Annotated in this window: 14 protein-coding genes; 12 read left to right on the top strand and 2 right to left on the bottom strand. The window is 44.0% G+C overall.

The window, feature by feature from the left end:
• The first annotated feature begins 47 nt into the window (after positions 1–47).
• The 11 genes from ACQKMP_RS29180 to ACQKMP_RS29130 all read left to right on the top strand — a co-directional run bounded on the left by ACQKMP_RS29180 (position 48) and on the right by ACQKMP_RS29130 (position 15,755).
• Entirely contained in the window at positions 48–1,652 is a 1,605-nt protein-coding gene (locus tag ACQKMP_RS29180; RefSeq protein WP_427472371.1) for a TerB N-terminal domain-containing protein, read from the top strand.
• A 15-nt stretch (positions 1,653–1,667) separates the two neighbouring features.
• Positions 1,668–2,987, top strand: a complete 1,320-nt coding sequence (locus ACQKMP_RS29175; RefSeq protein WP_339241388.1) for an ATP-binding protein — start codon at positions 1,668–1,670, stop codon at positions 2,985–2,987.
• Positions 2,984–5,182: a DEAD/DEAH box helicase gene (locus tag ACQKMP_RS29170; RefSeq protein ID WP_427472368.1), complete on the top strand. Its 2,199-nt coding sequence runs from the start codon at positions 2,984–2,986 to the stop codon at positions 5,180–5,182. Before ACQKMP_RS29175 ends, ACQKMP_RS29170 begins: the two co-directional genes overlap by 4 nt.
• 178 nt (positions 5,183–5,360) lie before the next feature.
• Positions 5,361–7,031: a spore germination protein gene (locus tag ACQKMP_RS29165; protein WP_379424163.1), complete on the top strand. Its 1,671-nt coding sequence runs from the start codon at positions 5,361–5,363 to the stop codon at positions 7,029–7,031.
• Positions 7,032–7,068: 37 nt separating this feature from the next.
• Complete coding sequence (locus tag ACQKMP_RS29160; protein ID WP_339241383.1) at positions 7,069–8,172, top strand: GerAB/ArcD/ProY family transporter; 1,104 nt, start codon at positions 7,069–7,071, stop codon at positions 8,170–8,172.
• On the top strand, positions 8,165–9,355 hold the full coding sequence (locus tag ACQKMP_RS29155; protein ID WP_339241380.1) for a Ger(x)C family spore germination protein: 1,191 nt from the start codon (positions 8,165–8,167) through the stop codon (positions 9,353–9,355). Before ACQKMP_RS29160 ends, ACQKMP_RS29155 begins: the two co-directional genes overlap by 8 nt.
• A gap of 190 nt (positions 9,356–9,545) precedes the next feature.
• Positions 9,546–10,919 carry an extracellular solute-binding protein gene (locus ACQKMP_RS29150; RefSeq protein ID WP_042188568.1) on the top strand — a complete coding sequence of 458 codons (1,374 nt, stop codon included), beginning with the start codon at positions 9,546–9,548 and terminating at the stop codon, positions 10,917–10,919.
• Between the two features lie 76 nt (positions 10,920–10,995).
• The gene (locus tag ACQKMP_RS29145) at positions 10,996–11,889 is read left to right on the top strand and encodes a carbohydrate ABC transporter permease (RefSeq protein ID WP_042188566.1); all 894 of its coding nucleotides are present in this window, start codon (positions 10,996–10,998) and stop codon (positions 11,887–11,889) included.
• Between the two features lie 17 nt (positions 11,890–11,906).
• Positions 11,907–12,731, top strand: coding sequence for a carbohydrate ABC transporter permease (locus ACQKMP_RS29140; RefSeq protein WP_042188564.1), 825 nt, complete (start codon positions 11,907–11,909; stop codon positions 12,729–12,731).
• A 77-nt stretch (positions 12,732–12,808) separates the two neighbouring features.
• Positions 12,809–14,590 carry a cache domain-containing sensor histidine kinase gene (locus tag ACQKMP_RS29135; protein ID WP_427472364.1) on the top strand — a complete coding sequence of 594 codons (1,782 nt, stop codon included), beginning with the start codon at positions 12,809–12,811 and terminating at the stop codon, positions 14,588–14,590.
• Entirely contained in the window at positions 14,571–15,755 is a 1,185-nt protein-coding gene (locus tag ACQKMP_RS29130; RefSeq protein WP_427472362.1) for a response regulator transcription factor, read from the top strand. The genes ACQKMP_RS29135 and ACQKMP_RS29130 overlap by 20 nt, the downstream gene beginning before the upstream one ends.
• A 77-nt stretch (positions 15,756–15,832) precedes the next feature.
• On the opposite strand, the gene ACQKMP_RS29125 is transcribed toward ACQKMP_RS29130, so the two are convergent.
• The gene (locus tag ACQKMP_RS29125; protein ID WP_427472360.1) at positions 15,833–16,147 is read right to left on the bottom strand and encodes a DUF4190 domain-containing protein; all 315 of its coding nucleotides are present in this window, start codon (positions 16,145–16,147) and stop codon (positions 15,833–15,835) included.
• Positions 16,148–16,171: 24 nt separating this feature from the next.
• The gene (locus ACQKMP_RS29120) at positions 16,172–16,951 is read right to left on the bottom strand and encodes a GNAT family N-acetyltransferase (RefSeq protein ID WP_427472359.1); all 780 of its coding nucleotides are present in this window, start codon (positions 16,949–16,951) and stop codon (positions 16,172–16,174) included.
• Positions 16,952–17,126: 175 nt separating this feature from the next.
• On the opposite strand from ACQKMP_RS29120, the gene ACQKMP_RS29115 reads away from it, so the two are divergent.
• Entirely contained in the window at positions 17,127–18,350 is a 1,224-nt protein-coding gene (locus ACQKMP_RS29115; RefSeq protein ID WP_427472357.1) for an MFS transporter, read from the top strand.
• Positions 18,351–18,421: the final 71 nt, after the last annotated feature.

The following is an 18,421-nucleotide window of genomic DNA, read 5'->3' as shown; positions in this document are numbered from 1 at the left end:
GTTATGCTTGCATTAGTCCTTCTTTTATAAGAACGGAGCGATCGAACATGAGTAAGGATAGGAATCAGCCTCATTTCACGGAATTAGTCTGGGAAAGTACGGAACAAAATGTTCCTATTCCCCCGCGAAATTCATCAGAACCAGCGCTGCCAAAGTTATCTACTGCAAATGTAGGGAAGCCTAAAGCGTCGTCTGAACCTTCTTTACAGCTTCAGCTTTGGGATCTGGAGACCGACACGCCGGAGCCTGTGACAACCACCGAAGGTCAGTTTGTAGCTAGAGCGAAGGAGTTGGAACATAGAACCGAGGATTCGGCGCTATTTATTCCTTTTAAGAGTTACTGGCCAACGTATGGTCATATGACGGGCACGCAAAGTAGATGGTATTTTTATTGGCGCAATGAAGTTAGACAGGGTAGATATCCGAAAACGGATCTTTCATATATTTTTCTGCACGTGTATGAGCTTATTAATGGTGTAGGCTGGCAAGATCCTTATGATGGCTATAAACAGCTCAGTCAAATCTGGGAAGCTTATCGTGAAAATTATAAACGTCTGGATCAATATTTGGGTGGTTGGATCGCGGACTTCTCGTTTGTTCATCATTTGGATGTGCCTCTATCTTTAATCGTTGCTCGTTCACGCGGTCTTGCCGGAGATCTGGCAGAGCTAGAGTTAGAGAGATGTCTTACTGTAGCTCCTGAGCAGTTAACCTTTACGGTATTAACAGCAATGTCGGACTACGATATTAGTAAATCGAAGTTTTATATGGGGGAAGGTAAAGAATCCCTCGAACGATATATTCCACAGGTAGTGGCATTAATCAACGCTTATGTCAGTAGGAAACATGGCTCGAATTTGGTTGAAATGTTCCCACCAGGCCCCTCAGTAATGCGGGAGCGTTATTTATTTCGTAGCGCCGTATATGATATTTCGCTATATGGTTATTCAGTACTTATACCGGTTGTGCGTATCAGTAAATCTCCACCGCTTCGCAGTTTAATTACAAGGCTATTCCGTTTGACTGAGAATAAATTACGGGAACTGGTGGGGTATCGAGGACGGCTCAAAGGGGTTAATGTGGATGCAGATATGGATGACCTTATCACTCGTTTTCTGAAGCGGGAATTTGAGAAAGAGAAACAGGAAGATAAGGGGCCGGCAGTAGTTATTGATCGTGAGAAGCTTGAAAGGCTGCAGAGTGATTCCGAGATTGTACGAACCATGCTTACGGTTGAGGAAATGAATGAGCTGGAAGAACTTGAGGATAGCGGTTTTGAGATTACTAATGAGGAATCCGAGCTTGAAGAAGTAGTAGAAAAAGAAGAATTTGAAGATATTGAAGATGAAATCATTGTACCGCTTCAGTCTCTTGAGCCTGAATTAACTATAGAAGAAATTCAATCTGCTAACGTAGATACGGAGTGGGAGCAGTTCTCTAATGCTTTAAGTCCACTCCAACACAAAGCTCTGATTGCGCTTATGAACGAGGATGGAACACAAACCATACAGAAGCTAGCGGCTGCAAATGGCACGATGTCAGAACTCTTGATTGATGAGATCAATGATATCGCAATGAACATTCTAGGTGATTTGATCATAGATGATGAAGAAATTGCAGAAGAATATAAAATTCATCTGCTTAATATTTAATGGGGTGAACTTTGGATGAATGGTTTAAAAATACCCAAACGTATGACGACAGCGCTAGTCAATTCACTGACAGCCGGTGTGGTTCCGCGTATCGGACTAGAGCATATAGCCGTTGGCCGCCGGCCAGAGATTGAAGCGATATTGAGAGATATGGATAATATTGCGGAGGGTGGAGCTGCTTTTAAGCTGATTACCGGCAAATTCGGTAGCGGCAAAAGCTTTCTTTTGCAGATGATCCGTAATTATGCGATGGATCGGGATTTTGTAGTAGCCGATGCGGATCTATCCCCTGAACGAAGATTAGTGGGAACGAAAGGACAAGGTCTTGCTACATATCGAGAGCTGATGAGTCATTTGTCTACCCGGACGCGTCCAGATGGAGGCGCTCTGGAGATTATTTTGCAAAAATGGATTATTACGCTTCAGCAGTCTGTGATGCAGGAGAATGAATACGGCCCTGATCACCCCCAACTTGGAGAAGAGGTAGAGAAACGAATCTATGCTGTAGCCTCCGAAATGCGCGGTTTGGTGCATGGATTTGATTTTGCCAAGGTGCTGGCTTCTTATTGGAATGCCCATAAGCTGGCTGACGATGAATTGAAGCAGGATTCCCTTCGCTGGCTAAGAGGTGAATTCGCTACTCGAACGGAAGCACGAAAAGCACTTGGTGTTGGCGTGATTATTGATGATGATAATTGGTATGATTATATGAAGCTGTGGGCGGAATTCACATCTGCTATCGGTTATAAGGGACTGCTGCTGTTCATAGACGAAGGCGTCAATCTCTACAAAATCACGAACAGTATCTCGCGTCAGAGTAACTATGAAAAGCTGCTTACGATGTTCAACGATACGATGCAGGGCAAGGCAGAAAGCCTAGGAATTTTTATAGGGGGGACTCCGCAATTTGTGGAGGATGGACGGCGTGGATTATTTAGTTATGAAGCGTTGCGTTCAAGATTAGTTGCAGGAAGATACGGCGCAGCAGGTCTGAACAATTATACTGGGCCTATTATTGCACTGGACATGCTCTCACACGAAGAAATTCTGATCCTTTTGCAAAAGCTTAGAGATATCCATGCCCTTCATTATGGTTACGAAGCACGGTTAACACAGGAACAATTGGTTCATTTTATGGAAGAAGCTGTGGGCAGATTAGGGGCAGACGAGCTCCTGACTCCGCGTGAAGTGGTGCGTGATTTCATGGATCTACTTCACACCTTACACCAGCATCCGGAGATCTCTTTCGAGAAGCTAGTGGGCGAACGAACCTCTAAACCTGCTGATACTGAACAAAATGAGTTAGATGGGTTCCTCGCGGAGTTTGAATTATGAGTGATAATCCGTTTTATAGGCTGGCTCCCTTTATTAAAGAGTTTATCTATAAGAACCGTTGGGAGACTTTGCGTGAGGCACAGGTGGATGCCTGTCGTGTGCTGTTTAATACACCGCATCACTTACTGATTGCTTCGGGTACAGCTTCAGGTAAGACAGAGGCGGCTTTTTTCCCAGCGCTTACTGAGCTGTATGAACGTCCTTCCGGTTCGGTTGGTATTCTGTATATCGCTCCTCTGAAAGCATTGATTAACGATCAATTTACACGGCTGAACGATTTGCTCCGTGAAGGCAATATTCCGGTATGGCACTGGCATGGGGATGTTCCGCAAGCCGATAAGACGAGACTGGTGCAGAATCCTTCCGGCGTGCTACAGATTACCCCTGAATCCCTTGAGGGATTACTGATGAACCGCCCGAATGCTATTCCGGCGCTGTTCCATGATCTCCGTTATATTGTCATTGACGAAGTGCATGCCTTTATGGGTGCTGATCGGGGGATTCAGGTTCTGAGTCAGCTGGCGAGAATCTCACGAATGGCGGGATGTCATCCGCGTAGAATCGGTCTATCGGCTACGCTTAGCGACTATGCTTCGGTAACGGAGTGGCTGACGGCAGGGACGCGGGAGAGCGTAGAGGTGTCCGCTCCACAGGGCGGGCGTAAGCTCCGTTTAAGTGTGGAGCATTTCTCTTTCCCGGATGCACGGGATGAAGTGCAGGCGGAGCATTTAGAACGCGCGAAGCAGTCTTACTACGATTTCATTTACGATCATACGCATCTTAAGAAAGCGTTGATCTTCACGAATAGCCGCTCGGATGCGGAGACGGCAACCCTTGAGCTGCGGAGAACGGCCGCGAAGCGTGGGGAACGGGATGTTTTTCACGTTCACCATGGCAGCATCTCCGCGATGCTCCGCGAAGAGACGGAAGCCGCGCTGCGGCAAGGCTCCGGACCTGCAGTTGCGGCAGCGACATTGACGCTGGAGCTGGGCATTGATCTAGGAGAGCTGGAGCGGGTGCTCCAGGTCGGCGCTCCTTATAGCTGCGCAAGCTTTGTGCAGCGACTCGGCCGCTCGGGCAGGCGCGGTGACGCCGCATCCGAGATGATCTTTGTCACGCCCGAGGAAGAGGATGAGGAAGCGCAGCTTCCGGCACGGATGCCTTGGACGCTGCTTCGAGCGATAGCGGTTATTGAGCTATATGTGCGCGAGAAGTGGGTTGAACCACTGGTGGTGCGCCAGCTGCCAGTCGGGCTGTTATACCATCAGACGATGAGCATATTGAAGAGTATGGGGGAGGCGGAGCCGGAGGATTTAAAGGAAGCAGTATTAAGTTTACCTTCCTTCAATAGCATTGATCCTGCGGACTACGATACCTTCATGACTTATATGCTGGGTATGGGACAAATCGAGAAGATGGATGAAGGCAGCTTGATTATCGGGATGGCAGGGGAGAAAATCGTGAACAACTTCCGCTTCTACGCTGTCTTTAAAGACGATGAAGAGCATGTTGTCTATAATGGAACAGAGGAAATTGGATCGATCACAACAGTACCACCACCGGGTTACTGTTTTACTCTGGCAGGGAAGCTCTGGAAGGTAGAAGAGGTCGATAATCGCCATAAAGCTGTTTATGTAAAAACCTCACGCGGTAAAGTGGATACGTTGTGGCTTGGAGCGGGTGGAGATGTACATACACGCATTATGACCAAGATACGTGAAGTCTTAGGCGCAACTGCACTGTATCCCTATCTAGCTCCAAGTGCCGCTGCGCGGCTTGAGAGAGCCCGCCGTTTAGCGAAGGAGAGTGGAATGCTTGAACGCTCCGTTATGCCAGCAGGTGGAGATTCAATGTTCATTCTGCCTTGGGCGGGTAGTCGGCAATTCCGCACACTGGAGCGCCTTCTTAAAAACAATTTGAAGAGCTCACAGGGACTTCGTTCTATCGTGCCGATGGAACCTTATTATATGGTGGTTGCAGGCAAATCAGATGCAGAAACGCTGGAGGCGGAGATCATCGCTGAGAGTATGGCTGCCACAGATCCGTTATCCTTATTATCTCCAGATGAAGCTCCTTATCTCGGGAAATACGACGAATTCATCCCGCATGAGCTGCTACGCAAAGCTTTTTCTTTGGATGGATTAGATGTTCCGGGGCTACTTGAAGTGCTAAAACAATGGCGGCAACCACAGTAACTATCTTAAATATTTTTTATCGAGACGCCCGCTTATGCGGGCGTCTCTTTATGTTTGGATGCACAACAACATTTATCTCCTTGCACCGATCTATACTTTCCTTCTATTCCAAAAGTTGTATAAAAATAGGGCAGGCGGAGAATAGTATCTAGAAGATTCCTATTAGAGGATGATTACGATGTGGTCTAAAATAGTCTCTTATATTCCGGATTGGACAATTTTCATGCAAGCAGCGATCACGCTGCTCTTTCCCATAGGGATTTATTATCTTTACAAGCATTTGTATTTTTATGTTGGAAGCGGACGTTCCAAGGAATCAGGGGCTAAATCTCAGGATTCGGAACTAAAGAAGGCAGACAACGATGAAGCAAATCAGCAGCCTCCTGTGTGTACAGCGTTTACTCAAGACTATGATGCCAACCTAACAGCGATAAGAATGGCATTGGGGGATAACAGTGATGTGCATTTCCGTGAATTCTCAGTAAAAAGTATTCAGGCACGTGCCGTGTTGGTTTATGTAGAGGGAATGCAGGATGAAGAGCTGATCAATCAACAGGTGCTGCAAAATCTGATGTTTGCTGGTGAAATGCAGGCTTCGGAAGGAATATACACCTATATGAAACAGAATATGCTCCCGCTGCTTCAGCTTAATGAAACCAGAGATTTGGACTATCTGCAGGAGTCTGTCCTGTTTGGCTACACTGCACTGATTGTCGAAGGAATGCGTGAGATGCTGCTGGTTGGCTTTCCACATGGAGCAGTGCGCGCTATTAATGAGCCGACCTCGGAAGCATTACTGCGGGGACCTCGGATTGGCTTTACCGAAGTGCTCAGCGAGAATACCTCTATGCTACGGCGCCAAGGACTCAATAAGAATCTAGAAATGCAAAAAGTTGAAGTGGGCAGCGAAATCAAGAAGAATCTGGTTATCGCTTATATGAAAAACATTGTAAATCCTGATCTGCTACAGGAAGTGAAGGACCGGATCTCCAAAATTGATATGGATTTCATTCTGGAATCTGGCTATGTGGAGCAGTTAATCGAGGATGATTATTTAAGTCCGTTTCAGCAAACACAGAACACGGAAAGACCCGATCGTGTGATTGCCTCCTTATTAGAGGGGAGAATTGCCATTTTACTTGATGGCACACCGTTTGCACTTATTGTTCCAGTGACGTTCAGTATGCTTTTGCAGTCTCCCGAGGATTACTATGAACGCTGGTTACCAGGAACACTATTACGGGTGCTACGGTTTTGCGCATCATTTCTGGCTCTGTTAGCCCCTGCGCTGTATATTTCTTTTATTTCCTTTCATCCGGGGCTAATTCCTACACAGCTGGCGATTTCCATTATCGAAACACGCCAAGGCGTACCCTTTCCTGCTTTAATTGAAGTGTTGATTCTGGAGATTTCCATTGAAATATTACGTGAAGCTGGAATTCGTCTGCCGAAGCCCATAGGTCCGGCAATGGGAATTGTTGGAGGTCTGATCATTGGAGATGCCGCGGTACAGGCTGGTATTGTAAGTCCCTTTCTAGTCATTGTCGTTGCCGTGACAGCGATCTCTTCGTTTTCCATACCGATGTACAGTGCCGGCATCACCCTCCGAATCTTACGATTCGCAGGCATGTTATTTGCGGCAGTCCTGGGCATGTTCGGAACCATCCTGTTCTTTCTGCTGATTTGCAGTCATCTGACTCGGCTTTCAAGCTTCGGGGTTCCTTACATCACCCCTATCTCACCTTTCCGGGTAAGTGACTGGAAGGATTTATTCGTCCGTGCACCGTTATCCATCATGAAGCGAAGACCGGAGATGCTGAAGACCCAAAAGAAAAAGCGCAGGTCCTAGAGAATGTATTCTTAGCAGGAGCAGAGGGGAGACCACAGTGTTCAAACGTACGGATGACAAGATCACAACCTCGCAGGCTACCATAGTACTGACGAATTCAATGCTAGGAGCTGGAATTCTGACCTTGCCCAGAGATATTGTCAAAAGTGTGAAGACTCCAGATGCCTGGGTTTCTGTGGTGCTAGGTGGGATCGCTGTGCTTATAGTGATACTGGTTATGGTGAAACTTAGCCAGCAATTTCCGGGTAAAACTGTCTTTCAGTATTCTAAAAAAATTGTTGGGAATCTTCCAGGTGGTGTACTGAGTTCACTGTTGATTCTGTACTTTATTGTGATTGCGGGATTCGAAATCCGTGTACTGGCGGAAGTAACATTGTTCTTTCTTCTGGAAGGGACACCAATTTGGGCGATTGTGATGCCGTTCATCTGGGTTGGTACTTATTTGGTGTATGGTGGGATTAATTCCATTGCCCGTGTGTTTCAGATTGTGTTTCCGATCAGTATTTTTATCCTGATCATTTGTTTTATCTTAAGCACCAGGATTTTTGATATCCAGCATTTGCGTCCTTTTATGAGTGAAGGTCTGATGCCGGTCATCCATGGCATGAAGTCGAGTATCCTCATCTTTACTGGTTGTGAAGTTGTAATGACAATGACAGCTTTTATGGAGCAACCGCAGGAAGCAGTCAAGGGGATGGTGGTCGGATTCTGCATCCCGCTGGTACTATATCTGGTTACTGTTGTGATGGTTATTGGCGGTCTGTCCATCAATTCTGTAATCACCAGTACCTGGCCAACGATAGATTTGGTACGGAGCTTTGAAATTTCAGGTTTCTTTTTTGAACGATTTGAATTTCCGCTGCTAGTCATCTGGCTGATGCAGATGTTCTGTAATTTTTGCAGCTTTTTCTTTAATGCGGCGCTTGGAATCTCGCAAGTGTTCAATCTGAAGATCCATCCGGTAATTTTCGCCTTAATGCCCGTAATCTTCATCTGCACGATGATCCCTCAACGCATCAATGATGTCTTCAGTCTTGGTGATTCGATTGGCTATATGGGTGTGTTGATTTTTATGTTGTTGCCACTGTTATTGTCGATTGTATTACTCATCAGGAAGAAAGGACTCAAGCAGAATGTTTAGGCAGAGAGTTTTACGCATATTATTAGTACTCATGGTTTTGTTTACGCAGCCTGGCTGTTGGAGTAGTAAAGAGATTGAAGACCTTAGTGTTTATACGGGTTTGGCGCTAGACAAGGGAGAACCTAATACGCTCGAACGGGAATTCGAGGAACGTGGAGGAAGCTATCAAAAGCATAATAAAGTTACGGCAACCGTACAAATTGTGCCTGAAAGAACAATCGGGAACTCCGGCAAAGATGGCGAAACACCGAAAACCCATTTTAACAATATTTCAGAGACAGGAGATTCTCTGCTTGAAGTATTCCGGCAGTTCTCCATTCGCCAGAACCGTCCAATTATAGGCCACCATCTCAAGGTTATAGTCATATCAGAGGATCTAGTGCAAAAGGAGAAGATCAGACGGTTGATGGACTTTGTACTGCGAGATAACGATATCCGTCCCAGCTGTCTCATATTTCTTAGTCAAGGTCGCGCGTCCGATACGCTTATGACGACCTCGGAGGAGATTCCTTCCTTTCGACTGGCAGAGATGGTCCATAACAACTTCAGAACCAGTAAAGTTATGAAGGGCATAACGTTGTCGAATCTAGATGCGCTGATGTACTCCAAGCAAAGCTTTGTGTTGCAGAACGTTGTGGAGGCACACGGTGAGGTCGAATTTTCCGGAGCCGGTATTATCAAGGGAGATACAGGACATTGGATCGGCAATCTTGACCAACATGATGTGGAGAGTATTGCCTGGATCAAGGGAGATATAAAAGGCGGGAGCATCAAAGCATATGATCAGTCGAATGACTCGATTACTTATGAGATTAAATCCGTTAAGAGCAAGATTACACTGAATGAAACCGATGATAAGAAGATATCGTTTCATGTTGCAATTGAGTCCACTGGACGACTAATAGAGGATTGGGATGTGAAAGAGCATTCCTCGAATGTTGGTTACTTCAAAGAACTAGAGAAGATATTCGAAGAGAAATTAACCCAACATATCAATAGTCTTATCCATAAGATGCAGTCCACTTACAAGGTGGAGGTAGCAGGATTCGGTGATTGGTACAGCATTGAAAAGCCGCATGTCTGGAAACAGATTAAGGATCATTGGGACGAGGAATTTACTCGGATTCCAGTGACCTTTGATTTAAAGCTTAAGATTACCGATTTTGGTTCAACATCTGATTGAACGAATTTTCAGACAGAATATCGAAAATATTGTTAATCGAAGCACCCGAATTAGCGGGTGTTTCGTTATGTTCGGACATATATTGTATTTTTCTAGAAAAAACAAACCATATATCTTAAATTTGACACCTTGTTGAAAGCGCTTAACAGTACAATAATAAGCCTATAACGAAAATAGGGGGCGTCAAACAATGGTCAGCAAAAAAATGAAGGCAACTTCAACAATTGCGTTATCAGCAGCTTTGGTTTTAAGTATGGCAGCGTGTGGAAATTCAAACAACAACGAGAGTAAAGGCGCTACAGAGTCGAAAGGGAATACAGCTACGAATGCTCCAGATGCCGGAACTACAAAAACCGAAAGCGGTAAGAAGGTCACGATTACTTTTCAAAATATTTACCCGGATCCAGCAACCCCTTCTTATAAGATGCTTCATGAATTAGTTGACCAATATGAAAAAGAAAACCCTAACATTCACATCGAATTGGATACTTTAAATACGGACCAGCAAAAGGTTAAATTGAAAACACAAGCCGCTTCCAAAGAAATTCCTGATATTACGATTGTTAACCCGGCTGCACAAATGAAACCATTCGTTGATGCAAAGCTGTTTGCTCCTCTGAATGACATGCTGGATCAAAATGGACTGAAAGACACTTATCAATCCGGTCTACTTGATTACTACAGCTTCGATGGTAATGTTTATGCGCTGCCAGATGGTAATAACATCGAGGTAGTCTACTATAATAAAGAACTCTTCGAGCAAGCGGGCATCGCAGACACTCCTAAAACATTCGATGAACTACTCCAAGATGTAAAAACCTTGAAAGCAAAAGGCATTACGCCAATCGCGATCGGTGAAAAAGATTCCTGGACAGGTTCATTCTTGTTCATGAATATCCTGCTTCGCACCAATGGAGGACCTGGCTTCCTTCAAGATGTACTTGATGGCAAAAAAACATTTGAAGATCCTGCTTTCGTAGAAGCTGTAGATCGTTTCCAAGACCTCGTGCAAGCAGGTGCATTCCCAGATGGAGCAACTTCCATCGATGCTAATGCAGGTGGTAATATCTTCAAATCCGGTAAAGCTGCTATGTGGGTTATCGGTTCATGGGAAACAGGTGCAATTGACGCTTCCTCAGTCGCTGGTAAAGCAGGAGCCTTCCAATTCCCAAGCGTTAATGGTAAAGGGGATCCAAATGAATTCATGCTCGCACCAGGTAGCGCCTTTGCGATTTCTGCGAACAGTGAGCATTTACAAGAAACGAAAGATTTCTTGAATTTCTTTACACTGAATCTTCCTAAAAAACAATTTGAACTTAAAAATGCTGTAGGGATTGGTCAAAAAGTGGATGGAGACCTGAAAGGCGCAGGATATTCTGATCTGGCGATCAACATTTCAGGATTGTTCAATCAGGTTAAAGGTGGCGACTTGGCCTTTGACAACACCATGAACCCAGCTACGGCACAAGTCCATCTAAGCAGTATCCAAAATCTTTTTGTTCAAAAAGTGGATTCCGCTCAAGTAGCTAAAGAACATCAAACCGCATTTGAAGCTAATAAATAAGAAGGTTTAGAAAACGCGATGCGAGGGTGCTTAAACGCTTCTTCGCATCGTGTTTACATTCTAGGGGGCGGAAATAATGAAGGTACTAAAGGTTCCAGCGCGCACAATCGCCGTCTTCGTGTTACCTTGCCTGCTTTTGTATGTGTGCTTGGTGTTTGCTCCTATCCTAGTATCCTTTTATACAGGATTGCTGCAATGGGACGGAATTACGACTACGAAAACATTTGCTGGACTTGCTAATTTCAAAGAGATGTTTTTTCATGATCCAGTATTTTGGCCATCTGTAAAGAGAACGTTACTCTATGCTGTGGCTTCCATGGTGGAAATTCCATTTTGTTTGTTGATGGCTATCCTTCTAAATCGGTACGTGAGAAAAGGAAACACTTTAGTTTCTATTTACTTTACGCCGGTTATTTTGTCGGTGGTTATCATTGGGCAGCTCTGGAAAACGATCTATGACCCTGTCTCCATGGGCGGGATGTTGAATGGCGTCCTGATCTCTCTTGGGCTGGATAGCTGGACTCACAATTGGATCACAGAACCTAAAATTGCGATGTTCGCGCTTTATGCAGTATCTCTTTGGCAATATTTTGGCTACCATTTGCTGATTCAATATACCGGTGTTCAGAATATTCCGGATGAGCTGTATGAAGCGGCAAAGATTGATGGGGCTGATGGATTTAAAGCCGATCGATATATTACTTTTCCACTGATTATTCCAATTTTCAAAATATCTATCGTACTTGCCTTTATAGGGTCTTTGCAGGCTTTTGATCTCGTTATGGTCATGACAGCCGGTGGACCCGCTCATGCTACAGATGTTATTTCCACACATATGTACAACAGCTCATTCTTATCCTTTAAATATGGATATGGTAGTGCTATCGCTTCGTTCTTGGTCATACTGTGCCTTGTGTTTACTGCTAGCATTAATACTATCTTTAATAAGCTTGAGAAAAAATTCAGTTAGCAAAGGAGTGCGCGATCATGCGGAATGTCAAGAAAGGACTCGTGTATCTTCTCTTTGCGATTCCTGTCGTTACCCAGCTATATCCTCTTCTATGGCTAATGCTCTATTCCTTGAAGACCAATGAAGAGATTTTGGGCGGAAGTTTTTTCTCATTTCCTAAAGTATTTCAGTGGCATAACTATAGCGAGGCTTATAAGTCAGGTAGCTATCTAAAATATTTATCTAACAGTGTAGTGGTTACCGGTGTAACAATGATCTTCGTCATCCTGCTTAGCTCGATGGTAGCTTACGCGATCTCTCGGTTCCGTTGGCGTTACGGCAACTTGGTCATGACGATCTTCTTAATGGGGATGATGATTCCCATGCAGGCCACCTTGCTCCCGCTGATGATCATTTTCAAAAATATGCATATTCTGAATACACACTTATCGCTCATATTGCCTTATGTTGCTTTTTCAACCCCTATAGCGGTGTTCATATTAAGTGGCTTTATGAAGAGCATTCCGCATGAAATCGAAGAATCAGCCTTTATTGATGGGGCGAGCGTATATCGGATCTTCCGCACGATCATTCTTCCTGTGTCCGTACCACCGGTAATGACTGTGTGTATTCTAACGTTCATCAACATTTGGAATGAGTATATCTTAGCGGCCACCTTTATTTCTTCCGAGAAATTGAAGACCTTGCCCTTTGGCGTGTACACATTCGTTAGTCAGTATTCTGTAAACTATGGGAATATCGGTGCATTTCTAGTGATGGGTGCGTTACCCGTCATTTTAATCTATTTCTTCTTATCCAATCAGATTACAAAAGGAATGGTGGCGGGCGCAGTAAAAGGATAACTCTATATTGCAAATTACAATAATGGAATTATAATGAAGAAGCAGCAGGACAGATGAGTTTGAGGAGGGAAGCCTTTTTGAGAAACAGCTTTCATTCCATCCACCATCGATTGTTTTTGCTGTTTCTTTTTTGTATGTCTAGCATTCTATTAATTGTGAGTCTGCTCTATTACAACCGGACAACCGTACAGTTTCATGAGAAAATAAGTGATTTGTCACAGAAGAATGTCGCTCAGACAGCGGATTTATTCAGCTTACTGTACAAAGGGTATGATAGTCTCTCTAAATCACTCAGTAATAACTTTGAATTGATACGTTTGATTAATGAGACAAGCACTGAGCCCGCGGTAGCTTACATCAATGAACAGACGATTACCAATATTTTAGGAGCTATATTTTATTCTCGGGATGATCTCGTAGGTATCCATGTCATTACAGATAAAGGTAAGATCTATAATTACGGCAACTATATGAATGTGGTTGATCCCGAATATATGAAGGAAGATTGGTACCATCAGCTGCAAGCTTCCTCCGGTAAAATGGTCTGGCTCGGCGTCTATGAACATTCTCTTATCGATCAAGTGGAGGATAGTCCTGTGTTTGCGTTCGGACGTCAGATTTACGATCTCAATGAACACAAACCGATTGGCATTGTTCTGTACGAGACGAATCCGAAGCCTGTTCTGGATGCGCTGGATAATGTGAAGCTGGGTGAGCATAGCCAGGTGTATTTAATGTCGCAGGATGGACGATTCGTATCCTCTGCCGAAGATCAGGAACCAGATTTAACTCAGCTCCCGTCTTTACAGAACTCCCAGAATGTTGTGGTCGAACAGACAGCCAACCGTCTGCTTGTCGCTTCTAAACTGTCCTTCTCTGGTTGGTGGGTGCTTAGTATCACTCCTAATCGCGACCTAAATGTAGAGTTGGTAGAGATGAAACGTTATCTGTTCATTGTATTTTCGATTCTTGTTCTCGTCTCTACTTTGATAGCTTCTATTGTTTCACGAACGATTTCTTTGCCTCTTAAAAAGGTGATTCGAGAGATGAAGCAGGTGGAGATCGGTAATTTTCGGGGAATGGTGAATGTTTCATCTTATCAAGAGATTAATATTCTTGTTGCTTCGTTTAATCGGATGGTTCGCCGAATCGAAGAACTAATCGAGCGGGTAAAACTATCTTCCGTTAGTGAGAAGAATGCTGAGCTCCATGCCTTGCAATCTCAAGTGAACCCACATTTTCTATACAATACTCTGGATATGATTTATTGGATGCTGGATGAGGAAGGGAATGAGCAACTAGGTGAACTTGTTCTCTCGCTATCTTCGATGTTCCGGTACAGCAGTCATTGGGAAGTTGATGTAGAAGTCACGCTAAGAGAAGAACTGGAACAAATCGGGCACTATCTAAATATTATTTCTATCCGGTTGGAAGGTCGTCTACGGATTGAGATAAATATAGATGAACGATGGCTTGAGGTTCGCCTTCCCAAGATGACTGTACAACCGGTCATTGAAAATGCTGTAAAACATGGCTTGGAATCGCTCGATCGTCAAGGTATTCTGAAGGTGAGTATACTTGAAGAAACTGGAGTGCTGAACATCGTCGTTCAAGATAATGGCAAAGGTATGGATGCAGAGAAGCTGAATGCGCTGGTGGAATCCTTGGATCGACCTACAACGAAAGAAAATGGAAAAATGGGGATCGGTCTTCAAAATCTGCATCGGCGGCTCCAGCATATGTTCGGAGAATCCTATGGTCTTGTGATTCGAAGCTTACCTGGAGAAGGAACCGAGGTTGCTATCATGCTGCCGATTCCGCAGGAAGGAGTGCATAGTCGTGAACATTCTCATAGCTGATGATGAACGGGTGATCCGAGAAGGCATTAAGCGCACTATAAGAAGTATCTATCCAGATTATTGTGTACATGTTGCTGCGTCGACAGAAGAAGCTGTCAAGATTATGGAGGAACAGTCCATCCATATCGTCTTAACAGATATTCTTATGCCCGGTATGAATGGCCTAGAGTTCATGAGGATTTCTAAGCGGCGGTATCCTTATGTCAAATGGGTGGTCATCTCTGCACACAGTGAGTTCGCCTATGCGCAGGAGGCCGTTCGTCTTGGAGCGAGAGATTATCTACTTAAGCCGATCGGCAAAAGCAAGCTACTTGAGATTATTAGTAACTTATCGCTAGAAATAGAGCAGGATCATAAGCTTATTAAAGATGAAGACCGATTAAGGTCAAGTCTGAAATATTTAAGAGAAGGTGTATTTCAGAGGCTCGCTTCTGGTTTTAATCTCGGTAATTTAGACATCAGCCAATTAATAGAAGACCATCAATGTTTCTATTTGATTTTGCTGCAAATGGATACGGGTGATAAAAACATTCGGATAGAACATTTTATTGTAGAGAATGTGTTAACTGAGCTGATAGAACGAGATGGGCGTGGCTTTGTGGTCAGCTATGACCGCCAGAGTCTGCTGGGATTAATCACCTTGAGAGAAGACGCGCGATTAGATTCTTTTCTGGAAGATGGAAGGACCTATTTAAAGCAGTACTTAAAAACACCCTTCCAAATGATACAATCCGGACTTAGTTATGATATCCATACTGTCCCTCAGATCGTAACGAGCTTAAGAGAGGCGGTGAATTCGCAAGCATTGGATTTAACGCCAGCGAAAGGTAGTGGCGAAAAAGCAATCGACATCGCATTGCAATATGTAAAGGAACACTATTACGAAGACCTTACTTTGGAAAAGATTGCTTCCGTTGTATTTCTGAATCCGGTCTACTTCAGTCAATTATTTAAACAGAAGACGGGTCAAGGCTATAAAGAATATGTGACATCCTTACGATTGGAGCAAGCGAAGCTGCTGCTAGTAAACTCGAAGCTTAAGGTGGCAGAAATCGCCGAACGTATTGGATATCAGGACATGCGTCATTTTACACAGATGTTCCGCAAGCGGTTCCTCGTAACTCCTACGGAGTATCGTCAGCAGCTTAACAACGGAACCTACTGAATTCTGTTCATAGGAAAGGAAAAAGGATCTCTGCAGCCATTAGGGTAGCTATAGAGATCCTTTTTTTTTTGTGTAGATTAGTATGGGTAACTAGAAGCTGCGTATATAAAAAAAATGAAAAATAAAATTAATATGGCGTAAAGTAGAGTGCCGACAATCCCGCATACCAGACCCGCAATAGCTAAGCCTCTTCCTTGCTCATACCGAATCCGTATTTCTTTAAGGGATAGGGCAGACAGAATAACCGCTACAATCCCTAACAAAAATCCGATATAAGGAACAATTATGGAAAGCACTCCTAAGACGAAACCAGCGATTGACTTGCCATTCATCGGTGTTGGTGGAGGCGGGGGAGGATAATAGTTTTGATTCTCGTTTGGCCCATAACTCATGCATATCACCTCCTATCAAACGTGTTATTGGCTGTAGTTAATCCAGTGTTCAAGCTGTACACAAGGAACGAGTCCAATAGATTCAGCTAGTCTAATGGAAGCTTGATTTGTTTCAAGCACATGATAGCGTGGAATAAACCCTCGTTCTAACGTTTCTTGTATGGCGGTTTGGACCACCTTTTTCGCATACCCGTTTCTTTGAGAGGATTCTAAAGTATGTACAGCGCCGATTTCCCAGATGGTTTCTTCATTACGGAACGCTAAGCAGGTACTGACCGGATTGTCGTCTAGGAAAATTGACACGGAAAAAGCCCCGTTTTGAAAATAGTCTTCTATTTCGTCTTTCGTGTAATGATTAGCGGCCCACAGCGGAATTAATCTGTCGTCAACCACATGACTGATAACAACATCTTCGTCCTTCGGATAGATTTGTCCCTCAGCTGTACTGTATGAGTAGAACCCCCGGACTTTCTCCATTGAAAAATGTGATGATAATGCCTCTTTATAGTTCACGTCTTGCAGTTTAAAAACAATTTTTGCTTGTGGAGGCAACAATTGAAACAGAGCCCGAAATACATCTGGGCTGCTGTAATCCATAAATACGATGTAATCCGCTTGAGGATATACTCTATGATCATATGCGTACGCTGAAGCAGGAAGAAGCAATAAAACACCCCATTGATTTCCTTGCTCCACAAGATGAGACTCCATGACTTCATGGAATGAGGTTAGCATTTTTAATAAACTGACATTCTTTAACGGTTCTTTGCGCAATCTGGTTATAATTCGGTCATTCTGGTGCATGTTATTTACTCCCCGCTCAATATATTTCAATATAAATTGCACTTATGCAGATCATTGTATTTAAGATAATTATTATATCGCAGAAATACGTCAGCTTGACAGTGACTGCTATAATGTATTAGGAAAATAAAGCTTGCTGTTTATGCAGCATACGTAATCGGAGGCACAGAATTTCATGACACAATCTATCACACCCGCTGCAGTTCGTGTAGGAGGAGGCCTAACTAAGCAATTCATACTTATTTTAGCCATTGCATCAGGATTAAGCGTCGCAAATATGTATTACAATCAGCCCCTTTTGGCCGATATAGGACGAACATTCCATGCATCCTCTAACGCAGTAGGATATGTATCGATGCTTACTCAGATCGGTTATGCGCTTGGGATGTTATTCTTTGTTCCGTTGGGCGACATCCGTGAACGAAGAACACTAATATCCGGACTTCTTATTGCTGTATCACTATCACTTGTTGGTTTCGCTACAGCTCAGAACCTTATTTGGATGTATATCGCCAGTTTTGCTATTGGCATAACTACGGTCGTGCCGCAGGTCATCATTCCTCTCTCGGCGGAGCTCGCTTTGCCAGAAGAAAGAGGTAAGGTTATTGGAACCGTAATGAGCGGGCTATTTTTTGGTATTTTGCTGGCAAGAACAATATCCGGAATTATAGGAGATATGTTCGGCTGGAGAGCCATGTACTGGATTGCCGCAGCTATAATGCTATTGTTATCCCTTATCTTATACCAACTAATTCCAAAGACGAAACCAGAAAATAATTCATCCTATACAGATCTACTGAAATCAATGGGGAATTTGATTCGCAGATATTCGACGCTTCGTGAAGCGTCATTGATTGGTGCTTGTATGTTTGGTGGCTTCAGCGTGTTCTGGACTTCACTGGCTTTCTTTCTAGAAGGTGAACCATACCACTATAGTAGCTCAATCACAGGCTTGTTTGGGTTGATCGGTGTAGCAGGTGCTGCGGGTGCTCCTTTTATCGGTAGGTTAGCTGATAGGATTGCACCGAAAAAGATAGTAGGTATACTACTATTGCTGACATTGATTGCTTATGGATTCTTCGGTTTAGCTGGATTTACAATTTGGAGCCTGATTGCCGGTGTTATTATCCTGGATCTTGGAGTACAAGGGTCACAGGTTAGTAACCAAACACGGATCTATGCACTTGAGCCGGCGGCGCGCAGCCGAATAAATACGGTGTTTATGGTTAGCACTTTTACAGGTGGAGCTATTGGATCAACACTTGGAAGCTTTGCATGGCAGCATTGGGGCTGGAATGGCGTCTGTCTGATGGGTGGAATGCTAATTGTGGCCGCTATATGCATATGGATAGTCTATAGAGGAATTGAGAAGAACACATTCATCGCAGGAGGTGCATGAGCATCGCTCAGAAGACGAAAGTCGTAGAAGTTGTCCCTTATGATCCAGAGTGGAAGTTAGAATTCGATAGA

The organism is Paenibacillus sp. NPDC101420, from assembly GCF_050277435.1.
Lineage (GTDB): Bacteria > Bacillota > Bacilli > Paenibacillales > Paenibacillaceae > Paenibacillus_AQ.
This window is presented reverse-complemented; position numbering and strand designations above follow the sequence as displayed.

What these genes read in the sequence shown, in the direction of transcription:
- ACQKMP_RS29180 (WP_427472371.1), top strand. Translation starts at nt 48, where the DNA reads ATGAGTAAGGATAGGAATCAGCCTCATTTCACGGAATTAGTCTGGGAA.
- ACQKMP_RS29175 (WP_339241388.1), top strand. Translation starts at nt 1,668, where the DNA reads ATGAATGGTTTAAAAATACCCAAACGTATGACGACAGCGCTAGTCAAT.
- ACQKMP_RS29170 (WP_427472368.1), top strand. Translation starts at nt 2,984, where the DNA reads ATGAGTGATAATCCGTTTTATAGGCTGGCTCCCTTTATTAAAGAGTTT.
- ACQKMP_RS29165 (WP_379424163.1), top strand. Translation starts at nt 5,361, where the DNA reads ATGTGGTCTAAAATAGTCTCTTATATTCCGGATTGGACAATTTTCATG.
- ACQKMP_RS29155 (WP_339241380.1), top strand. Translation starts at nt 8,165, where the DNA reads ATGTTTAGGCAGAGAGTTTTACGCATATTATTAGTACTCATGGTTTTG.
- ACQKMP_RS29150 (WP_042188568.1), top strand. Translation starts at nt 9,546, where the DNA reads ATGGTCAGCAAAAAAATGAAGGCAACTTCAACAATTGCGTTATCAGCA.
- ACQKMP_RS29145 (WP_042188566.1), top strand. Translation starts at nt 10,996, where the DNA reads ATGAAGGTACTAAAGGTTCCAGCGCGCACAATCGCCGTCTTCGTGTTA.
- ACQKMP_RS29140 (WP_042188564.1), top strand. Translation starts at nt 11,907, where the DNA reads ATGCGGAATGTCAAGAAAGGACTCGTGTATCTTCTCTTTGCGATTCCT.
- ACQKMP_RS29125 (WP_427472360.1), bottom strand. Translation starts at nt 16,147, where the DNA reads ATGAGTTATGGGCCAAACGAGAATCAAAACTATTATCCTCCCCCGCCT.
- ACQKMP_RS29120 (WP_427472359.1), bottom strand. Translation starts at nt 16,951, where the DNA reads ATGCACCAGAATGACCGAATTATAACCAGATTGCGCAAAGAACCGTTA.
- ACQKMP_RS29115 (WP_427472357.1), top strand. Translation starts at nt 17,127, where the DNA reads ATGACACAATCTATCACACCCGCTGCAGTTCGTGTAGGAGGAGGCCTA.